The following is a 17,044-nucleotide window of genomic DNA, read 5'->3' as shown; positions in this document are numbered from 1 at the left end:
CCTTGCGGACGGTCGGTTGCGTCATCCTCAGCTGCCCTGTTCGATCAGCTCGTTCGCCTTGGACTGTGCCTCCTTCAGAGCGTCCTCGGCGCTCTTCTTGCCCTGCATGGCGAGCTGGATCTGGGCCGAGATGGCGTTCAGCTCACCGGGTGTCAGGGCGATCTCGTCGGCCGTGGCGGTCTTGCGGTCACTGGCGACGATCTTGCGGGCCTCGGCGAAGGGGTCGTCGCCCTTGACCGACTGGAAGAACGGGTCGTTCAGGGAGGCCGTGGTGGAGGGGAAGATGACGACGTTCGGGTCCTTGGCCCAGCCGAGCTGGTTCTCGGCGTTCGTCAGGGACTGCGCGAAGGCCAGTGCCGTCGAGGCGTTCTTGCTGGTGGACGCGACGCCGACGTACTGCGGGGCGCCGACGGTGTGGCCGAGGGCGTCGAGCATGAAGGGGGCGACGCCGGTCTTCTTGTAGACGCTCGGGTTGTTCTGCTGGATGAACCGCAGGAAGTTGGGGTTGGTGGGGCCGTAGACGAGCTTGCCCTGGCCGTAGACGTTGGCCGGGTCCTGTGTGGAGGACAGGGAGTCCCTGGGCATGCCGCCGGCCTTGTAGAGCTTGGCCATGGCCTCGACCCACTGCGCGGTCTTCGGGTCGTCGGCGAAGGTGAACTTCTTGCCGTCGGCCGAGAGGATCTCGATGCCCATCTGCTGCCAGTCGGCCGGGATGCGCAACTGCGGGTTGGCGAGGAACGCGTAGTACTTGCCGCCGGAGGCCTTGGCGACCTTCTCCGCGTCGTCGAACAGGCCGAGCACGGTCGTCGGAGGTTTGGCCGGGTCCAGGCCCGCCTTCTTCATCAGGTCGGTGTTGAACGTCTGCACGATGCCGCCGGAGTACCAGGGCAGCACGCTGTGCACCTTCTTGCCGTCCGCGTCGGCGTACATGCTGGACTTCCACAGCGCGGGGACGAACGGCTTGCCCGCGTCCGGGGCCTTGTCGTCCAGGTTGAGCAGGTAGCCGTTCTTCGTCAGCGCCACCGCCGTGTTGACGTTGATGTTCACCACGTCCGGGAGCGTGCAGCCCTGCGCGTCGGCGACCAGGCGCTGGGTGAAGGTGGCGTCGCCCGGGTCGTCGATCCAGTTGACCTCGGTGCCGGGATGCGCCTGCTCGAAGGCGTCGATGACGCCGTTGAAGTACTTCCCGAAGTCCTTCTTCAGGTTGGTGGTCTGGAACGTGATCTTTCCCTTGACCTCGCCGGAGAGCTTGCCGGAACCGACGTTGCCCTTGTCGACCTTGCAGCCGCCGGCCGTGGCGTCACCGCCGTCGGAACCACCGCCGGACAGGCCGCAGCCGGCGGCCGTCAGGGTCAGGACGACCAGACAGGTCAGGGATCCGGTGAGTCTTCTTGCGCGCATTGCTGCCCTCCTGGGACCAGTCATCGCTGGATCGAGTCGCTGGCTCAAATCACCAAGTTGGACTTCGATTGATGAAAATGTGGACCAGAATTCATCGGAGGTCAATGGTTTTGCTCAGTGGCGGTGTTCGTGGTCCTGGTGCGTGGGGTCGCCGGGGTGTTCGTAGCCCTCGGCGTACTCGACGTCCGCCCGGGCCTTGTCGAGCCAGGCGAAGAAGGCGCGGTGGGCTGCGGCTCGGCGTAGTTCGCGTTCGATGCCGTGGCGTACGTGCGTGTATGGATGGATGTCCGTGGGAGCCGGTTCGCCGTAGGGGTCGACGCCGCGTCGTAGGGCCTCGGGGGTGAGGAAGCGGTCCCGGTTGCGGGTGTAGTAGTCCTGTACGGCCGTTTCCGGGATGACCTGCTCGTGTTCCAGGTCGGCCAGGAGGGCTCGGGCGGTGGGGGAGTGAGCCAGGGCTGCGGCGACGATGCTGCCGAGGTCGGCGATGTCCGTTTCGGAAATGGTGAGCATGACGGCCGGGGAGATGTCCGCTGGGGGTGGTAGGCCACGTTCTGCGCAGGCGTGGCGTGCGAGTTCGTGGATGAGGACGACCTGCGTTGCCCAGCGCCGTTGTTGGCGGTGTCGTCTTGCGGGTGCGGCGGTGTTGTGGCTGGTCGCGCAGTTCCCCGCGCCCCCAGAGGGCGATGTGCCGCCGCCAATCAGAAAAGCTGCCACCCGTTCCTTCGGGATCGTTTCGCCCCGGACGCGCGCCGCGTGATCTTCCGTCATGGCGTCACCACCAGCTCCACCGCCTTCGTGTACGCCACGCAGCCGTGCCAGGCGATCTTCGCCATCAGCCAGTACGACCCGGGCGGCACCGCGTCGCCGTCCACCTCGATCACCGACTCGACCCGCTCCCCGCCGGGCACCGCGAAGCCCTGGCAGCCCGGGGTGACTCCGGGCCAGGTGCCCCAGGAGGACACGGCCCAGATCGTGCCGTTGACCGGGCCCCGTGTGGGGTTTCGCAGGGTCACGGGGACCCGGGCCCGCTCTCCCCGGCGGACGGACACCCGCTCGACTCCCAGATCCGCCGACAGGGTCGGGCCCGTGTGCCCGTCCCGCACGTCCAGTGCGACCACGTCCTCGTACGTCTGGCCGCCGTACGACAGCCGGGCGGCGAGCCGGTGGCGGCCGGGGGCGGCTTCCGGGGGTGGGGTCACCGTGATGTCCGTGAGGGTGAAGCCGCCGGGGGCGAGGGCGTAGGGGAGTTCGGCGGGGTCGGTGGTCCAGCCGGGTGGGGCCTCGAAGGTCACCGTGCCCGACACCGGGGCGTCGGTGAGTTCCGAGGAGACCCGGACGGTCGCCGTGACCGGGCCGTCGGCGGTGAGGGTGGTGGGGGAGAGGTAGACCGCGACGGGCATGTTGCCGCGTGGGGCGGGGCCGGAGTTGTGCAGCCAGTAGCGGGTGGCGATCGGCTGGGCGGGCTCGTGGGCGTCGATGCCCGGCCCGGAGGCGAGGTCCGGCGCGTGGGCCGGGGTGGCCTGGATCGTGGCGACCTCGAAGCCGGTGAGGTCGGCTTGGAGAGCGCCGTCCCTGTCCGGGGCGAGGGGCTCCCCGGGCGTCTCCAGGACGTCGGCGCGGGCGCCCGCCGACCAGGGGACCGGTCCGGTCAGCCGGGCCCGCACCGGGCGTCCGTCGGCCTCGTGCACGCGGACGACGATGCCCTGCCCCGGATCCACGGGTGCCGCGCTGCCCCGGGCCAGCGGGGAGCCGAGCGGCTTGAGCGCGTCGAGCAGCACCTCGCCGTCGGATTCCAGGCTCAGTAGAGCACCTTCCCTCGGGAGGGCACCGGAGGACCGCCGCAGCCGTGCCGTCAGCGGGCGGTTGTACGCGTGGCCGGCCCGGGGCAGGCGCAGTTCGCGCCAGTCGCCCGGGCCCGCGACGACGGCGTACTCGAAGGTGTGCGACCAGCGCTGGAGCTGGAACCCCGAGCCGTCGGGGGCGGTCCGGCGCGGCGGGTCCACCCAGATCCCGGACGGCCAGCCGGTGCAGGAGCGCATCAGGGACATGTAGAGGTCGCCGGAGGAGGTGACCACGCAGCCGGGCGTGCCACGGTTGAGGACGGCGAAGCCGCGCCCGTCCCAGGCGTCACCGGGCGGCAGGGCCTCGCCGCCACCGGCGGCCGTGGCCGTCACCGTGAAGTCGTCCAGGTCGGCGACGATCGCGTCGACCGCCTTGGCGTCGTCCTCCGGGCGGGCGCCCGCCACCACGAGCAGCGGCAGGCGCTCCAGGTCGCGCAGGTCGGCCCCGGGAATCCACTCCTCGCGCAGAGAGGCGCGCGGCGCGACCCAGACGGTGGCCACGCCCCCCTCGGCGAGCTGACGCCTGAGTTCCCGCCCGGCCGCCGGGTCCCAGCCGAGCGCCTCGGCGACCACGGAGTTGCGGTCGGGGCCACCGACGGCGATCCGGATGTCGGGGAGGTTCGAGTCGACCTCCAGATCGCCGTAGCGGGGTCCGCCCGCGATGGTCGAGGTCGCCGTGACCCCGGCCCGGACCAGGGCCGCCGCGAGCGGGGTGCCGAGGTCGCCCGCCATGTCCCAGTCGGCGTAGACGAGTTCGGCGACGCCGATCGAGCGGTGCCCGAGGAGCGTGCCGGAGTCGTCGTGCACGGCGACCCGTGCGGTGGAGCCGAGGCCGAACCAGGTGTTCGCCGGGTTGTCCAGCGTCCACGGGAACCGCTCGCTGTCCACCTCCACGAACCCGAACCCGCGCCCGATCACCGCGTCCGCCACCTCGTGCACCGGCAGCCCGCCCCGCACGTCCGACGGCCAGCGCACCCGGATCAGCCGGTCGGCGCCGTCGTACCCGTCGACGGTCGTGGTGACGTCGAGCCGGTCGACTCCCTGCCACAGCGTCAGACGCTGGGTGCAGCGGAAGAGGCCGAGGTCGGCGGTGACCGTGATCCGGGAACCGGCGGCGGAGTGCTCGGCGTACACCTCGGCGGTCACGTCCCGGCTGCGGGCGGCGGTTGTGCCGGTCGGGGTGAGATGCCAGGGGCCCTCACCGAAGCGCGGGTGCCTCGGGTACTCCTCCTGGACGACGATCTCGTTGCCGATGTCCCCGGGCCGCAGCAGCTCCCGGCCGCCCTCGGCCCGCGCGCGCAGACTGCTGACGCCACCGCCGCGTGCCGGGTCGACCGTCACCTCGTAGAACTCGTTGCGGATGGTGAGGCCCTCGCCCGGCGTCCAGCCGGGGACCGATCCCTCGGCGAGCGGAAGCGCCTTGAGACCCATGCCGGGTACCTCCGGGACGACGACATGGAGGCGGCCGTCCTCGCGGACCGCGGGGAGTCCCCGGGGGACCAGCCCCGGGTCGTCGACCGTCAGCACGTCCCGCCGCGCCCAGGTCGCGGAGTTGAACACGACCAGGTCGGGGCCGTCGCCGGGTGCGACCTGGTCGGCCAGGGCCTGGGTCGCGTCGGCGTGCACGCTCCCGGCCAGGTCGTGCAGCTCCCGCCAGCCGGTCATCAGGTCGATGTACACCTGGTCCGACTCCGAGCCGGTGATGGCGTCGTGGTGGGCGCCGTAGACGAGCTGCCGCCAGGCCTTGTCCAGGGCCGCGTCCGGATAGGGGTGCCCGGTGACGAGCGAGGCGAGCGTCGCCCAGGCCTCGGCGTCGGCGAGCAGCGACTCGCCGTGGCGCTGGGCCTGCTTGGTGTCGATGTAGGAGACGTCCTTGCCCGTGTAGACCGGGTTCATGTCGCGGGTCTGCGGGGAGGCCTTGCGGCCCTCCGCCTCCAGTTCCGCGCGGACGGCGGCGAAGAAGTCCCGGGGGATCGCGCTGATGAACCGCGGCCACACGTACCGGGCGTTCCAGTCGCGGTGGATGTCCATGACCCAGCGGCACGGCGGCGCGTAGTCCCCGCCCACCGGCAGCAGCACGTTGCGGGTGAGCGCGACCTGCTTGAGCCGCTGGAACAGCTTGTACGCGGCGGCGTTCGCCTCCGGCAGGGTGGGCGCGTTGTCGATCGCCCAGCCGGCGCCGTAGTGGTTGACCATGTACGCGGTCAGCAGGCCGCGCCCCGACGGGGCGATCCAGTCGAACTCGGCCGGGAACTGCATCCGGCCCGGGTCCCTCGGCTCCTCGCCGAACACCGACAGCGTCGGCCCCCACTGGTGGAACGGCCCGCGCGCCCACGAACTGGAGCTGACCCCGGCGTCCGCCATCAGCCCCGGGAACTGCGGGTCGTGCCCGAAGGCGTCCAGTTGCCAGGCCGTCTCGGGCGAGGCCCCGATGATCCCGCGCTGGAAGCCGTCGCCGTACAGGGCGTTGCGCACGGTCGCCTCGGCGCCGGTGAGGTTGGTGTTGGGCTCGTTGTAGGTGCCGCCCATGATCTCGACGCGGCCGGTGCGGATCAGCTGCCGCAGGAAGGCGCGCTCCTCCGGGAAGGAGTCCCAGTAGGGCTTGAGATAGTCGACCTCGGCGAGCACGAAGGTGTACGCCGGGTCGCGGCGGGCCAGGTCGCAGTGGGCCCGGACCAGGCTCATGCCGGACTGGCCGCGCGAGTCGAAGGTACGGGCGGGCAGTCCGCTCGTCGCCGGGTCGTCGGCGATGTCCCAGGTCTCGGTGTAGGCGCCCTGGGTGTTCCACCAGACGGGGTCGTAGTGGAAGTGGCTGACCATGAACATGGTCCAGCCGGGTTCCGCCACCGTGAACTCGCCGGTGCGGGTGGTGACTTCGGCCCCGTCCGTGGCGGTGACGGTGATCTCGCGGCGGTCGCCCGGGACCAGGTCCTCACCGGTCACGGATACCTCGGCGCGTACGGTGCCGTTCTCGCCGACGGTGGTCTCCGCGGTGCCGGTGAGGCCGCCCGGGCCCTCGACACTGAGCCGGACGGTCCGGCCCGGGGCGTGGCTCAGCTCGACGGCCACCACTTGGCGCGGCTGTTCGGTGGTCCCGGTGAAGAGCTCGGTCGACTCGACAGAGGTGACGCGCATGGGGCTCCTACGAGTGCTCTGGGGGGAGCCCCATCCTGCACGGCAGGAATGATTCAAACAACCATCTTCACGTCAACTTGGTGGTTCATCCATGCACGCTCGGCCATGCTCGCCGGCGCCTCGCGCACCCTTCGGTCATGCTCACCTGGCCCGCCGGGACTTCATCGCATGCTGCCCGGCGATGTGGTCGGTCAGCGCCAGCGAGGCGCTCGCGCGCTGGTAGGAGAGCTGGGCGACCCGGACGTACAGGCAGTCGATGAGCACCAGCACGCTGTGCCGGGCGCCGATGCTGCCGGTGCGGAAGCTGGTCTCCGAGGACGAGGAGACGAGCCGGACGTCGGCGGCTCGGGCGAGCGGCGAGCGGGTGTCGGCCGTGACCGCGATGGTGGTGGCCCCGCGCTCCTTGGCCAGTTCGAACGGCTCGATGGTCTCGCGCGTCGCCCCGGAGTGGGAGATGCCGATCGCCACGTCCGCGGGCGTGAGCAGGGCGGCGGAGGTGGTCGCGGCGTGCACCTCGGTCCAGCCGCGCACCGCGCAGCCGATCCGGAACAGCCGGGTCTCGGTCTCCTGCGCCACGGCCCCGCTGCCGCCGACGCCGTAGACATCGATACGGCGGGCCCGGGCGGTGGCCTGCGCCGCGCGCTCGACCGCGTCGAGGTCGATCCGCTCGATGGTCTGCTGCACCGCCCGCAGATCCGCGCTGCCGACGACCTGAACGACCCGCTCCAGGCTGTCGTCCGGGGAGATGTCCGGGCCGATCTCGGCGGTCCCCCAGTCGGAGACCTCGCCCCGGCCGCGCTCCTGGGCCAGTTCGATCAGCAGGTGCTGGTAGGAGTCCAGCCCGATGGCCCGGCAGAAGCGGGTCACCGTCGCCTGGGAGGTGCCGGTGCGGCGGCCCAGCTCGGCGGCCGAGCAGTGGGTGACGGCGGCCGGATCCTCCAGGATCAGCTCGCCGACCTTCCGCAGGGAGCCCGCCAGCCGGGGCAGCTCGGTGCGGATCAGTGTGGTGACGTCCGTGGGAGGCATGGGGAGAAGGTACCAGCCACCCTATGGGGCATGACTTGAATACCAGGACCCGATGCCGGGGCGCGATTGAACACCGGGGAGCTGTGTGATTTATTGAGAGATGGTTTATTGATTCATCGGTGGAGAAGCATAGGGTGGTTCAATCCATCAGTGGGGAGTGTGTCGCGTGTCCGACGAGTCTGTGAGCGCCCAGGGGTTCGCGCGGGAGAGCCTCACCGTCCTCCAGCAGGTCATCGAGTCCGCCCGCGACGATGTGGCCGCCGCCGCCGACCTGGTCGCCGAGTGTGTGCGCGCGGACGGGGTCGTCCACGCCTTCGGCACGGGCCACTCGCAGGCCCTCGTCCTCGAACTCGCCGGCCGCGCCGGTGGACTGGTCCCCACCAACCGGCTGAGCATCGCCGACCTCGTCCTCTACGGCGGCGAGGACCCGACTGTCCTCGACGACCCGCTCCTCGAACGGCAGCCCGGAGTGGCGCGGCGGATCTACGACCTCGCCGCCCCGAACCCCCAGGACCTGTTCGTCGTCATCTCCAACTCCGGCGTCAACAACGTCATCGTGGAGATGGCCCTGCACGCCAAGGAGCACGGCCACCGCGTCCTGGCCCTCACCTCCCTCTCCCACACCCGGGCCGTCCCCGCCGCCCATCCCAGCGGGCGGAAGCTCGCCGACATCGCCGACGTCGTCCTCGACAACGCGGCCCCGCGCGGCGACTCGCTGCTCGAACTCCCCGGCGGCGGCTCGGTCTGCGCCCTGTCCACGCTCACCGGCGTGATGCTGGTCCAGATGACCGTCGCCGAGGCCGCCGGGCGCCTCCTCGCCGCCGGCGAACGCCCCCCGGTCTATGTCTCGGCCAACGTGCCCGGCGGTTTCGAGGGCAACCTGGAGCTGGAGAAGAAGTACGCGGGCCGGATCCGCCGCACCGCGAGCTGAACCGGACCGTACGCCACGGCCGGGGTCCCCCATCGGGGCCCCGGCCGTTCGCATCTCACCGCACGGGTACGGGCGTCAGCGCCACGGCCAGCGGATACGCGCCGGTCGTCAGCGGCGCCCCGACGGCACCGGACGCCGTGTCGACGGGAACCAGGGCGCCCGCGTCGGCGGTGGTGACGTACGCCGTGCCGCCGTTCCAGTCCAGGGCGACGTCGAAGGCGGACCTGCCGACGGTCACCGCCTTGCCGGGGGCGCCGGTGACCGTGTCCACGGGCGTGACGGTGTCGCCGGTGCTGGGGCTGACCCACAGGGTCCGGCCGTCAGGGGACAGGGCGAGACCGTAGGCCTGGTTCAGGTGCGGGCAGCACTCGTGCCACTGTCCGACGCCCCCAAGACGGTGGGAACGGGTGTTCCTCTGGTCGCTGGACGGGGTGGTGGCTGCGGGATCGCGGTACGTGCGTGCGGTGGTCGTACGTATGGTCCTTTGGAGGGGTTCGGGATGTGATATCGATCCGGGTCGGGGACCGTGAGGGGGAGGGATGGCGCACGTGGGGGCGGCTGTGGAGGCCGGGCATGCGCGCTACACCTACCGGCTGCGTGTGTCGTCCGCTGCCCGTACGGCTCTGGTGGCGGAGTGGGACCGGTGCCGGTGGGTGTGGAACGAGTGTGTCGCCAAGTCCCGAGCGGTGTATCTGCACAACAAGGCGACCGGGGAGAAGCAGACGTGCGGCCCGGCGCAGCTCGACAGGATGCTGACCGAAGCCCGGCGGACGGCACCCTGGCTGGGTGAGGGCTCGTCGGTTGTCCAGCAGCAGGTCATCCGGGATTTCGGCCGCTCCCGTGCCAAGGCGCACAAGGACATCAGAGAGCGCCTGCCGATGGCTCGCCGAGCGGGGATGCCCACGCACAAGAAGAAGCGCGAGGCGTCGGCGACCCTGAACTACACGCGTCGCGGGTTCCGCCTGAAGGGCGGCCGGTTGCACTTGGCCGGGGGCATCGTGGTGGCCGTGGTGTGGTCGCGGGAACTGCCGGCTGAGCCGTCCTCGGTGCGTGTGTACCAGGACAGCCTCGGGCACTGGTACGGCTCGTTCGTCGTGCCCGCCGAGGTGCAGCCGCTGCCTGAGACCGGTCGCGTACTCGGTGTCGACTGGGGTGTGATGCAGACCGCGACCACCACCTCCGACGCGCACGACCTGCCCCACGCCGCACATGGCAGGAGGGCACAGAAGAAGCTGACCGGGTACGACCGGATGATGGCCCGCCGCAGGCCGAAGAAGGGGCAGCCGCCATCGAAGGGATACCGCGAGGCGAAGAAGCTGCGGGCGAAGGCGTACAAGAAGGTCGCCAGGCGGCGTGAGCACACCGGCCGCAAGTGGGCCAAAAAGGTGGTCCGCGACCACGACGCCATCGCTGTGGAGGACTTCCGCCCGAAGTTCCTCGCCAGGACCACGATGGCCCGCAAGGCCGCGGACGCCGCCATCGGCGCCACCAAGGCCGCTCTGATCGCGATGGGCCGCAAGCACGGGCGGGACATCCGCCTGGTCCACCCCGCGCACACCACGATGGACTGCGCGCAGTGCTGCGCGAGAACCAAGCACGCACTGCCACTGTCGGAACGTACCTATGCCTGCACCGCGTGCGGAACCGTGTCCCCCAGGGACAAGAACTCCGCACGCGTGATGCTCGTCCGGGCTGGTCTCAACCCGGCTGGTGCCGACGGCGGAAGACCTCCTGGAGCGCTGCTCCAGGAGGCAGCCTGAGCCAGGAATCCCCTCCCCATCAGGGAGGGGAGGATTCAACGGGTAGTTGTCCCAGACCTGACCTGACCAGACCAGAATCAAATGGCGTCCACCGGGCGTCGGATACAGGTTCCGTCCGGACCATTGACGCCGTCCGCCCGGACTCCCACACTGGCCTGACTACGTAGTCAAGCAAGCCCTTGCTGTCCTGATGCCGCGAATGACTACGTAGTCCATGCCCGTGCCACCTCCTGGGAGCCCTCATGACGACGACCGGAGCCGAAGGCGGCCGTCGCCGTCGTGGTCCCGGAATGACCGAGGTCGCACGGGCCGCCGGGGTGTCGCAGAAGACCGTCTCGCGGGTCGTCAACGGCGAGCCGCATGTCAGCCCGGAGGTGCGCGACCGCGTCCTGAGGGTCATCCGCGAACTGGACTACCGTCCCAACACCGCGGCCCGGGCCCTGCTCCTCGGCCGCTACCGGCGGATCGGCGTGGTCTCCCTGGGCAGTGCGCTCTACGGCCCCTCGACCCTGCTCATCGCCCTGGAGCGGGCGATGCAGCGCGCCGGGTACTCCGTCGCCCTGGCCAGCACCCTGGAGGGGCAGAAGGTCTCGGTCGCCGTGGACGCGCTGCTGGAGCAGGGCGTGGACGGGATCGTGCTGTCCGAGCCCATCGACGACGGCACGCCGCTCAGGCTCAGCGCCGATGTGCCGGTGGTCAGCGTCGGCGAGGGCGTGGAACTCGCCCAGGGCGCCTGTGCCGTGGTCGGCGGCGACGGCATCGCGGCCGCCCGGATCGCCACCGAGCATCTGCTGTCCCTGGGCCACCGCACCGTCTGGCACCTGCCCGGCCCGCAGGACTGGTGGGCCGCCCGTGACCGTCTGCGCGGCTGGCGCGAGGCTCTCGCCGCCGCCGGCGCCCCCGAACCGCCCCTGCCGTCACCCGGCGACTGGAGCCCGGCCTCCGGGTACGCCGCCGGGCGGCAGCTCGCCGGACTCTCCGATGTGACGGCCGTGTTCGCCGCCAACGACGACATGGCCATCGGCGCCCTGCGCGCGTTCGCCGACGCGGGCCGCGACGTCCCCGGCGACGTGAGCGTCGTCGGCTACGACGACATCCCCGCCGCCGCCTATCTCTTTCCGCCGCTGACCACCGTCCGGCAGAACTTCGCCGCCGTCGCCGACCGCGCCGTCGACGTACTGATCGCCCTGATCGAGGGCCGCCCCGCACCGGCCGAACCCGCCGACCAGGCGGTCGAGTTGACCGTACGGGCCTCCACCGGCCCGGTTACGGACCCGGGCCACGCGCATCCCCGCCCCTAGGCCCTGTCGTCAAATTCCCGCCTGCCTCGGGCGGACGACGGGAATTTGACGACAGGACCTATCCGCACCACGTGAGGAGTCACGTGTGTACACCCCACCGTCCCCTGCCCCTCCGACCCGCCGCGCCCTGCTGCGCGGAACCCTCGGCCTCGGCACTGCCGCCGCACTGTCCGCCTGCGGACGGGGCGATACGACGCCCCGCACCTCCGGCGACGTCACCCTCTCCCTGTGGACCCACGACCCGGGCTACGAGGCGTTCTTCGTGAAGGGCGTCCCGGAGGCCGACCGCGCCACCGACTTCCGCTACCACCTGAAGGTCACCCGCTCCGGGCCCCCGGACATCGTCACCAAGCTGCTCGCCCAGGCCGTCGCCGGACGAGGCACACCCGACCTGGTGGGCTTCGAGATCGGCAGCTTCCCGCGCATGCTGCGCGGCGACATCGCCGAGCGGCTGCTGCACGACTTCACGCCCGACATCGAGGCCGTGCCCGGTCTGAAGGACGATCTGCTGCCCGCCCGTACCGCCCCCTTCAGCAGGGACGGCCATGTCTACGCCTTCGACTCGGACACCCCGATGGTCGTCTACTTCTACCGCGAGGACCTCTTCGACGAGTACGGGCTCCTGCGAGGGGACCAGACCTGGGAGGAGTTCGCCGAGGCCGGTGCCCGGGTGTACCGGGACCACAACGCGTCGATGTGCGTCGTCTCCACGGTGGGCAGTGACCCGGGCCAGGTCGTGCAGTCCTTCCAGATGCTGCTCTACCAGCGCGGCGGCGCGTTCTTCGACGCCGACGGGAAGCTGCGGCTGGACTCGCCGGAGGCCGAGGAGGTGCTGCGGTTCCTCTGCGAGGGGCTGCGCAGCGGGTTCGTCATCGACGTGGCCGACTACTACGGGGCCGCCATGCAGACCGCGCTGAAGAGCGGCCGGGTCATCGGTCTGCCCATGGCCATCTGGTACAAGAACTACGGCCTGTTGCCCAACGTGCCTGAGCAGAAGGGCAAGTGGCGCGTGCGTGCCCTGCCCCGGTTCGGCGGAGGCGGCGGGGTGACCGCCGCGCTCGGCGGCACGGGCTTCGGTGTCGTCAAGGACAAGGCCAACACCCGGGCGGCCACGGAGTTCCTCTTCAGGACGTGGCTCACCCACGAGGGTCAGGTGCGGCGGTTCATCGAGACCGGCTATCTGCCCACCCGGCGGTCCGTGTACGAGGATCCGCGTCTGGGTGCGTACAGGGACGAATTCTGCGGCGGCCAGCGGCTGTTCGGCCTCTACCGCTCGCTGCTCCCGGATGTGCCGCCGTTCCATCAGAGCCCGGACCAGTCGATCCTCTACGACGTCCTCGCGGGGAATCTGCTGCGGGCGTATCGCGGTGATGTGACTCCGCGGCAGGCGTTGCGGCGGACTGCGGCGGATTTCCATGACCAGGCCGGGCGGTAGTCCGGCTGCGGCGCCGTTGTGGCTTGTCGCGCAGTTCCCCGCGCCCCTTGGGGCCGCTGCCAGACTCGGCGGATCAGGAGTAACTCACCATGACCACCACCGTTGCCGGGCCGCCCGGCACCGCCCGAACGCACGACGCCCCGGGCCGGAAAGAGAGCCGCACCCGCGGCACCTGGGCGCCCTACCTCTTCATCTCGCCCTTCTATCTCCTCTACGTCCTCTTCATGCTGGTCCCGGTCGGGGTCTCCATGTGGCTGAGTCTCACCGAGTGGGTGGGGCTGGGCACCCCGCACTGGGTGGGGCTGCGCAACTACCGGCTGCTCGCCACCGACATCAGCTTCCACCGGGCCCTCGGGAACACCGCCGTCTTCGTGCTGGTCGCGGTCTGTGTCATCGTGCCGCTCGCGCTGCTGATCGCCCAGGCGCTGAACGCCAAGGGGCTCAGGGCACGTGATCTGTGGCGGACCGCCTACTTCGTGCCGATCGTCGTCTCCCCGATCCTCGTCGCCCTGGTCTTCGGCCTGATCTTCGACCGGCAGTTCGGGCTCGCGAACGCGGTGCTCCGGGCCCTGTTCGGCACCGGCGGTGTCGACTGGCTCGGCGACCCGACCATGGCCAAGGTGAGCATCGCCCTGGTCATGCTGTGGCGCTGGACCGGCTACCTCACCGTCTTCTTCCTCGCCGGGCTCCAGAACGTGCCCCGGGAGCTGTACGAGGCCGCCGCGATCGACGGGGCCGGGCGGCTGCGTACCTTCACCACCGTCACGCTGCCGGCGCTGAAGCCGGTGACGGCGTTCGTCGTCGTCACGTCCTTCATCTGCGCTGCCCAGGTCTTCGAGGAGCCGTATCTGCTGACCGGCGGCGGACCGGCCGAGTCCACCCTCTCGGTGACCATGTTCATCTACCGGGCCGCCTTCCAGCGCCAGCAGTTCGGCTACGCGGCGGCCGCCGCCGTCGTCCTGTTCGTCGTCGTCTTCGGCCTCAGCCGGCTCATCAACCGTCTCCTCGGCATCGGGAGGGCCACCTCATGACACGCGCCCGACTGCCCCTCTACGGCGTCCTGGTCCTGCTGTTCCTGGGATTCCTCGCCCCGCTGCTGTGGGCGCTGAGCGGCTCGTTCAAGCCGCGCGGCGAGATCTTCGGCTACCCGCCGAAACTCGTCCCCGACCCCTTCACCCTGGACAACTACCGCACCCTGCTCACGGAGCAGCCCTTCGGCCGCTGGTTCCTGATGAGCACGGTGGTCGCCGTCGTCGCCACCACCGTGTCCGTCTTCGTCTGCGCGCTGGCCGGCTACGGCTTCGCCAAGTTCCGCTTCGCCGGGAAGCGGCTGCTTTTCGACGTCATGTTCAGCTCGCTCTCGATCCCGTTCGCGGTGGTCCTGGTGCCGCTGTTCGTGATCCTCGTGAAGACCGGGCTCGGCAGCCCGTGGTTCGCGCTGATCGTGCCGTGGGTGGCGCCCGCGTTCGGGATCTTCATGATGCAGCAGTACATCGTGCAGTCCGTCCCGGACTCGGTCCTGGAAGCCGCCCGGATCGACGGGGCGAGCGAGTTCGGCATCTTCCGCACCATCGTGCTGCCCCTGCTGCGGCCCTCACTGGGCGCCCTGGCCGTCTGGCAGTTCCTGCAGAGCTACAACAGCTTCCTGTGGCCGCTGGTGCTGGTCTCCGACAACTCCCAGTACACCCTGCCGCTGGGCCTGCAGACCCTGTTCGTGTCGGAGCAACGGCAGTACGACCTCGTACTCGCCGGAGCCGTCCTCGCCGTATTGCCCGCCGTCGCCCTCTTCGTGCTGCTGCGCAAACAGCTCCTCGAAGGCCTGTCCACGGGCGCCGTAAAGGGCTGACGGTCCCCCAACTCACTTGAAGGAGAAGCATGTTCGAGCTGCCTCGACGCGTCCTGTTCGGTGCCGCGTACTACCACGAGTACCAGCCGTACGAGCGCCTCAAGGACGACCTCGACCTGATGGCCGAGGCCCGCTTCACGGTGATCCGCGTCGGCGAGTCGGTGTGGTCCACCTGGGAGCCCGAGAACGGCCGCTTCGACCTCGACTGGCTCCAGCCGGTCCTGGACGGCGCCCACGAGCGGGGCATCTCGGTCGTTCTCGGGACGCCGACGTACGCGGTGCCGCCGTGGCTGGCCCGCCAGTACCCGGAGATCGCGGGGGAGTCCCGCACGGGCGAGCGCATGGGCTGGGGCGCCCGGCAGGAGGTCGACTTCACCCACCCCGCGTTCCGCTTCCACGCCGAGCGCATCATCCGCAAGGTCGTCGGCCGGTACGCCGATCACCCGGCGGTCATCGGCTTCCAGGTCGACAACGAACCGGGCCTGCACCTCTTCCACAACCACGGCGTCTTCCAGCGCTTCACCGACGAACTGCGCGAGCGATACGGCGACGTGGAGACCCTCAACCGCGAATGGGGACTGGTCTACTGGTCGCACCGGCTGTCCACCTGGGCCGACCTGTGGACCCCGGACGGCAACGCCCAGCCGCAGTACGACCTGGCCTGGCGGCGCTTCCAGGCCCGGCTCACCACCGAGTTCATCGCCTGGCAGGCCGAGATCGTGCGCGAGTACGCCCGCCCCGGCCAGTTCGTCACGACGTGCATCTCCTACGACCGCCAGGGCGTCGAGGACGACCGCCTCACCGAGCGTCTCGACGTCACCGCGGGCAACCCGTACTACACGATGCAGGACGCCCTCGCCCTGCCCGATGTGAACGGCGACGGGCAGCACTGGACGACCAACGGCACCTGGGCGCTGTACCGCAGCGCCGACCGCATGTACTCCTCCCGCCAGGAGCCCTACCTGGTCACCGAGACCAACGCGCAGGCCATCAGCGGGCCGTGGGACAACCGCCCCGCCTACGACGGCCAGTGGCGCCAGGCCGCCTGGGCGCTGATCTCCCGGGGCGCCTCGATGATCGAGTACTGGCACTGGCACACCCTGCACTTCGGCACCGAGACCTACTGGGGCGGCATCCTCCCGCACAACGGCCGGCCCGGCCGCGTCTACCGCGAACTGGCCGTACTGGGAGCGGAGTTGGAGAAGGCCGGTGAGCTCGTGACGGCCCTCACCCCGGACGCCGACGTCGCCTTCCTGTACGACGGGCCCAGCAAGTGGGCGCTCAAGGGCCAGCCGCCGCTCGCCGACGCCGACGGAAACCCGGACGGGCGGTCGTACGAGACCGTCTTCGACGCCTTCTACCGCGGCGCCTTCGACGCGGGACTCCAGGCACGCGTCCTGCATCCGGGGCAGCTCCCGGACGCCGATCTGCCGCCGCTCCTGGTCGTGCCCGCCTACTACGCCGCCGACGACTCGGTCCTCGACCGGCTCCGCGCCTACGCAGAGGCCGGCGGCCACCTCGTCCTCGGCCCGCGCACCGGCTACGGCGACACCGAGGCCAGGGCCCGCACCGACCTCCAGCCGGGCCGCCTGGCCGAGGCCGCCGGGGTGACGTACGACGAGTTCAGCAACCTGCGCGACCCGCTGCCCGTCACCGGAACGGACTCCCTCCCCCTCCCGGCCGACGCGCACGCCCTGCACTGGGCGGACGGACTGCGGCCGCAGGGCGCCGAGACACTGGCGGCGTACACCCATCCGCACTTCGGCCGCTGGCCCGCGGTCACCACACACCGCCACGGCACCGGCCGCATCACCTACGTCGGCACCGTGCCCGACCCGGTCTTCGCCCGGGCCCTGTTCGACCGGTACGCCCCGGACCGTGCCTGGCGCCCCGCCCACCCGAGCGTCACGGCCACCTCGGCGACCGCCCGGGACGGCGGCCGCGTGCGCTTCCTGCACAACTGGTCGTGGGAAGAGGTGTCCGTGCCGGTGCCCGCGGCCGTGCGGGACGTGCTGTCGGGGACCGTGTACGGCGCCGCCGTGCCGCTCGGGCCGTGGGACGTGAAGGTGCTTCAGGACGAGACGCCGTAGCAACCGTCCTTTCCGGCCGGGGAGTTCCGGCCGCCTGTTCGCTGGGCATCGTGTCAGGGGCGTGGGCCGCGCCGCCCCGGAGGGGGAGCGGGCGGGCCGTGTCGGCCGGCGAAGGGATGGGAAGCCATGACGTCACCGCTGCCCCCGGGAGAGACGCTGCCACAGCCGTTGCTGAACCCGCCGGCATCGATCGCGGTGTTCCTGGTCGCCACGATCGAACCCGGCGGGGAGGCCGCCGTAGGGGAGGCGCTGGGCTCCCTCGCGGGCCTGGTGCGGTC

General features: G+C 70.9%; 12 protein-coding genes. 7 read left to right on the top strand and 5 right to left on the bottom strand.

The annotated features are described in order from the left end of the window. Nucleotides 1-27: 27 nt before the first annotated feature. The 4 genes from ACFTZL_RS24135 to ACFTZL_RS24120 all read right to left on the bottom strand — a co-directional run bounded on the left by ACFTZL_RS24135 (nt 28) and on the right by ACFTZL_RS24120 (nt 7,403). Nucleotides 28-1,401 carry an extracellular solute-binding protein gene (locus ACFTZL_RS24135; RefSeq protein ID WP_382586448.1) on the bottom strand — a complete coding sequence of 458 codons (1,374 nt, stop codon included), beginning with the start codon at nt 1,399-1,401 and terminating at the stop codon, nt 28-30. 114 nt (nt 1,402-1,515) lie between these two features. Beyond that, nucleotides 1,516-1,911, bottom strand: coding sequence for a hypothetical protein (locus ACFTZL_RS24130; protein ID WP_382586445.1), 396 nt, complete (start codon nt 1,909-1,911; stop codon nt 1,516-1,518). Nucleotides 1,912-2,165: 254 nt separating this feature from the next. After that, nucleotides 2,166-6,377, bottom strand: coding sequence for an NEW3 domain-containing protein (locus ACFTZL_RS24125; RefSeq protein WP_382586442.1), 4,212 nt, complete (start codon nt 6,375-6,377; stop codon nt 2,166-2,168). A gap of 141 nt (nt 6,378-6,518) precedes the next feature. Beyond that, nucleotides 6,519-7,403 (bottom strand): MurR/RpiR family transcriptional regulator, encoded by an 885-nt coding sequence (locus ACFTZL_RS24120; protein WP_382586439.1) that lies wholly within the window; start codon nt 7,401-7,403, stop codon nt 6,519-6,521. A 166-nt stretch (nt 7,404-7,569) separates the two neighbouring features. Between ACFTZL_RS24120 and ACFTZL_RS24115 the strand changes: the two genes are divergently transcribed. Beyond that, nucleotides 7,570-8,334, top strand: coding sequence for a sugar isomerase domain-containing protein (locus tag ACFTZL_RS24115; RefSeq protein WP_382586436.1), 765 nt, complete (start codon nt 7,570-7,572; stop codon nt 8,332-8,334). Nucleotides 8,335-8,389: 55 nt separating this feature from the next. Here ACFTZL_RS24115 and ACFTZL_RS24110 read toward each other — a convergent pair whose 3' ends face one another. Continuing rightward, the gene (locus tag ACFTZL_RS24110; RefSeq protein WP_382586433.1) at nt 8,390-8,605 is read right to left on the bottom strand and encodes a YncE family protein; all 216 of its coding nucleotides are present in this window, start codon (nt 8,603-8,605) and stop codon (nt 8,390-8,392) included. A gap of 268 nt (nt 8,606-8,873) precedes the next feature. Between ACFTZL_RS24110 and ACFTZL_RS24105 the strand changes: the two genes are divergently transcribed. The 6 genes from ACFTZL_RS24105 (at nt 8,874) to ACFTZL_RS24080 (ending at nt 16,766) form a co-directional block, all read left to right on the top strand. Beyond that, nucleotides 8,874-10,094, top strand: a complete 1,221-nt coding sequence (locus ACFTZL_RS24105) for an RNA-guided endonuclease InsQ/TnpB family protein (RefSeq protein WP_382586430.1) — start codon at nt 8,874-8,876, stop codon at nt 10,092-10,094. Nucleotides 10,095-10,336: 242 nt separating this feature from the next. Further along, nucleotides 10,337-11,395: a LacI family DNA-binding transcriptional regulator gene (locus tag ACFTZL_RS24100; RefSeq protein ID WP_382586428.1), complete on the top strand. Its 1,059-nt coding sequence runs from the start codon at nt 10,337-10,339 to the stop codon at nt 11,393-11,395. An 85-nt stretch (nt 11,396-11,480) separates the two neighbouring features. Further along, nucleotides 11,481-12,830, top strand: a complete 1,350-nt coding sequence (locus tag ACFTZL_RS24095) for an ABC transporter substrate-binding protein (RefSeq protein WP_382586425.1) — start codon at nt 11,481-11,483, stop codon at nt 12,828-12,830. 89 nt (nt 12,831-12,919) lie between these two features. Beyond that, complete coding sequence (locus ACFTZL_RS24090; RefSeq protein ID WP_382586422.1) at nt 12,920-13,861, top strand: carbohydrate ABC transporter permease; 942 nt, start codon at nt 12,920-12,922, stop codon at nt 13,859-13,861. After that, nucleotides 13,858-14,676: a carbohydrate ABC transporter permease gene (locus tag ACFTZL_RS24085; protein ID WP_382586419.1), complete on the top strand. Its 819-nt coding sequence runs from the start codon at nt 13,858-13,860 to the stop codon at nt 14,674-14,676. Before ACFTZL_RS24090 ends, ACFTZL_RS24085 begins: the two co-directional genes overlap by 4 nt. Before the next feature lie 29 nt (nt 14,677-14,705). Beyond that, nucleotides 14,706-16,766: a beta-galactosidase gene (locus ACFTZL_RS24080; protein WP_382586416.1), complete on the top strand. Its 2,061-nt coding sequence runs from the start codon at nt 14,706-14,708 to the stop codon at nt 16,764-16,766. The last annotated feature ends 278 nt before the right edge of the window (nt 16,767-17,044 follow it).

It is taken from the genome of Streptomyces sp. NPDC056948 (assembly GCF_042674225.1).
Taxonomy (GTDB): domain Bacteria; phylum Actinomycetota; class Actinomycetes; order Streptomycetales; family Streptomycetaceae; genus Streptomyces; species Streptomyces purpurascens.
Note: the sequence above shows the minus strand (reverse complement) of the source record. Positions and strands in the feature narration are given on the sequence as shown.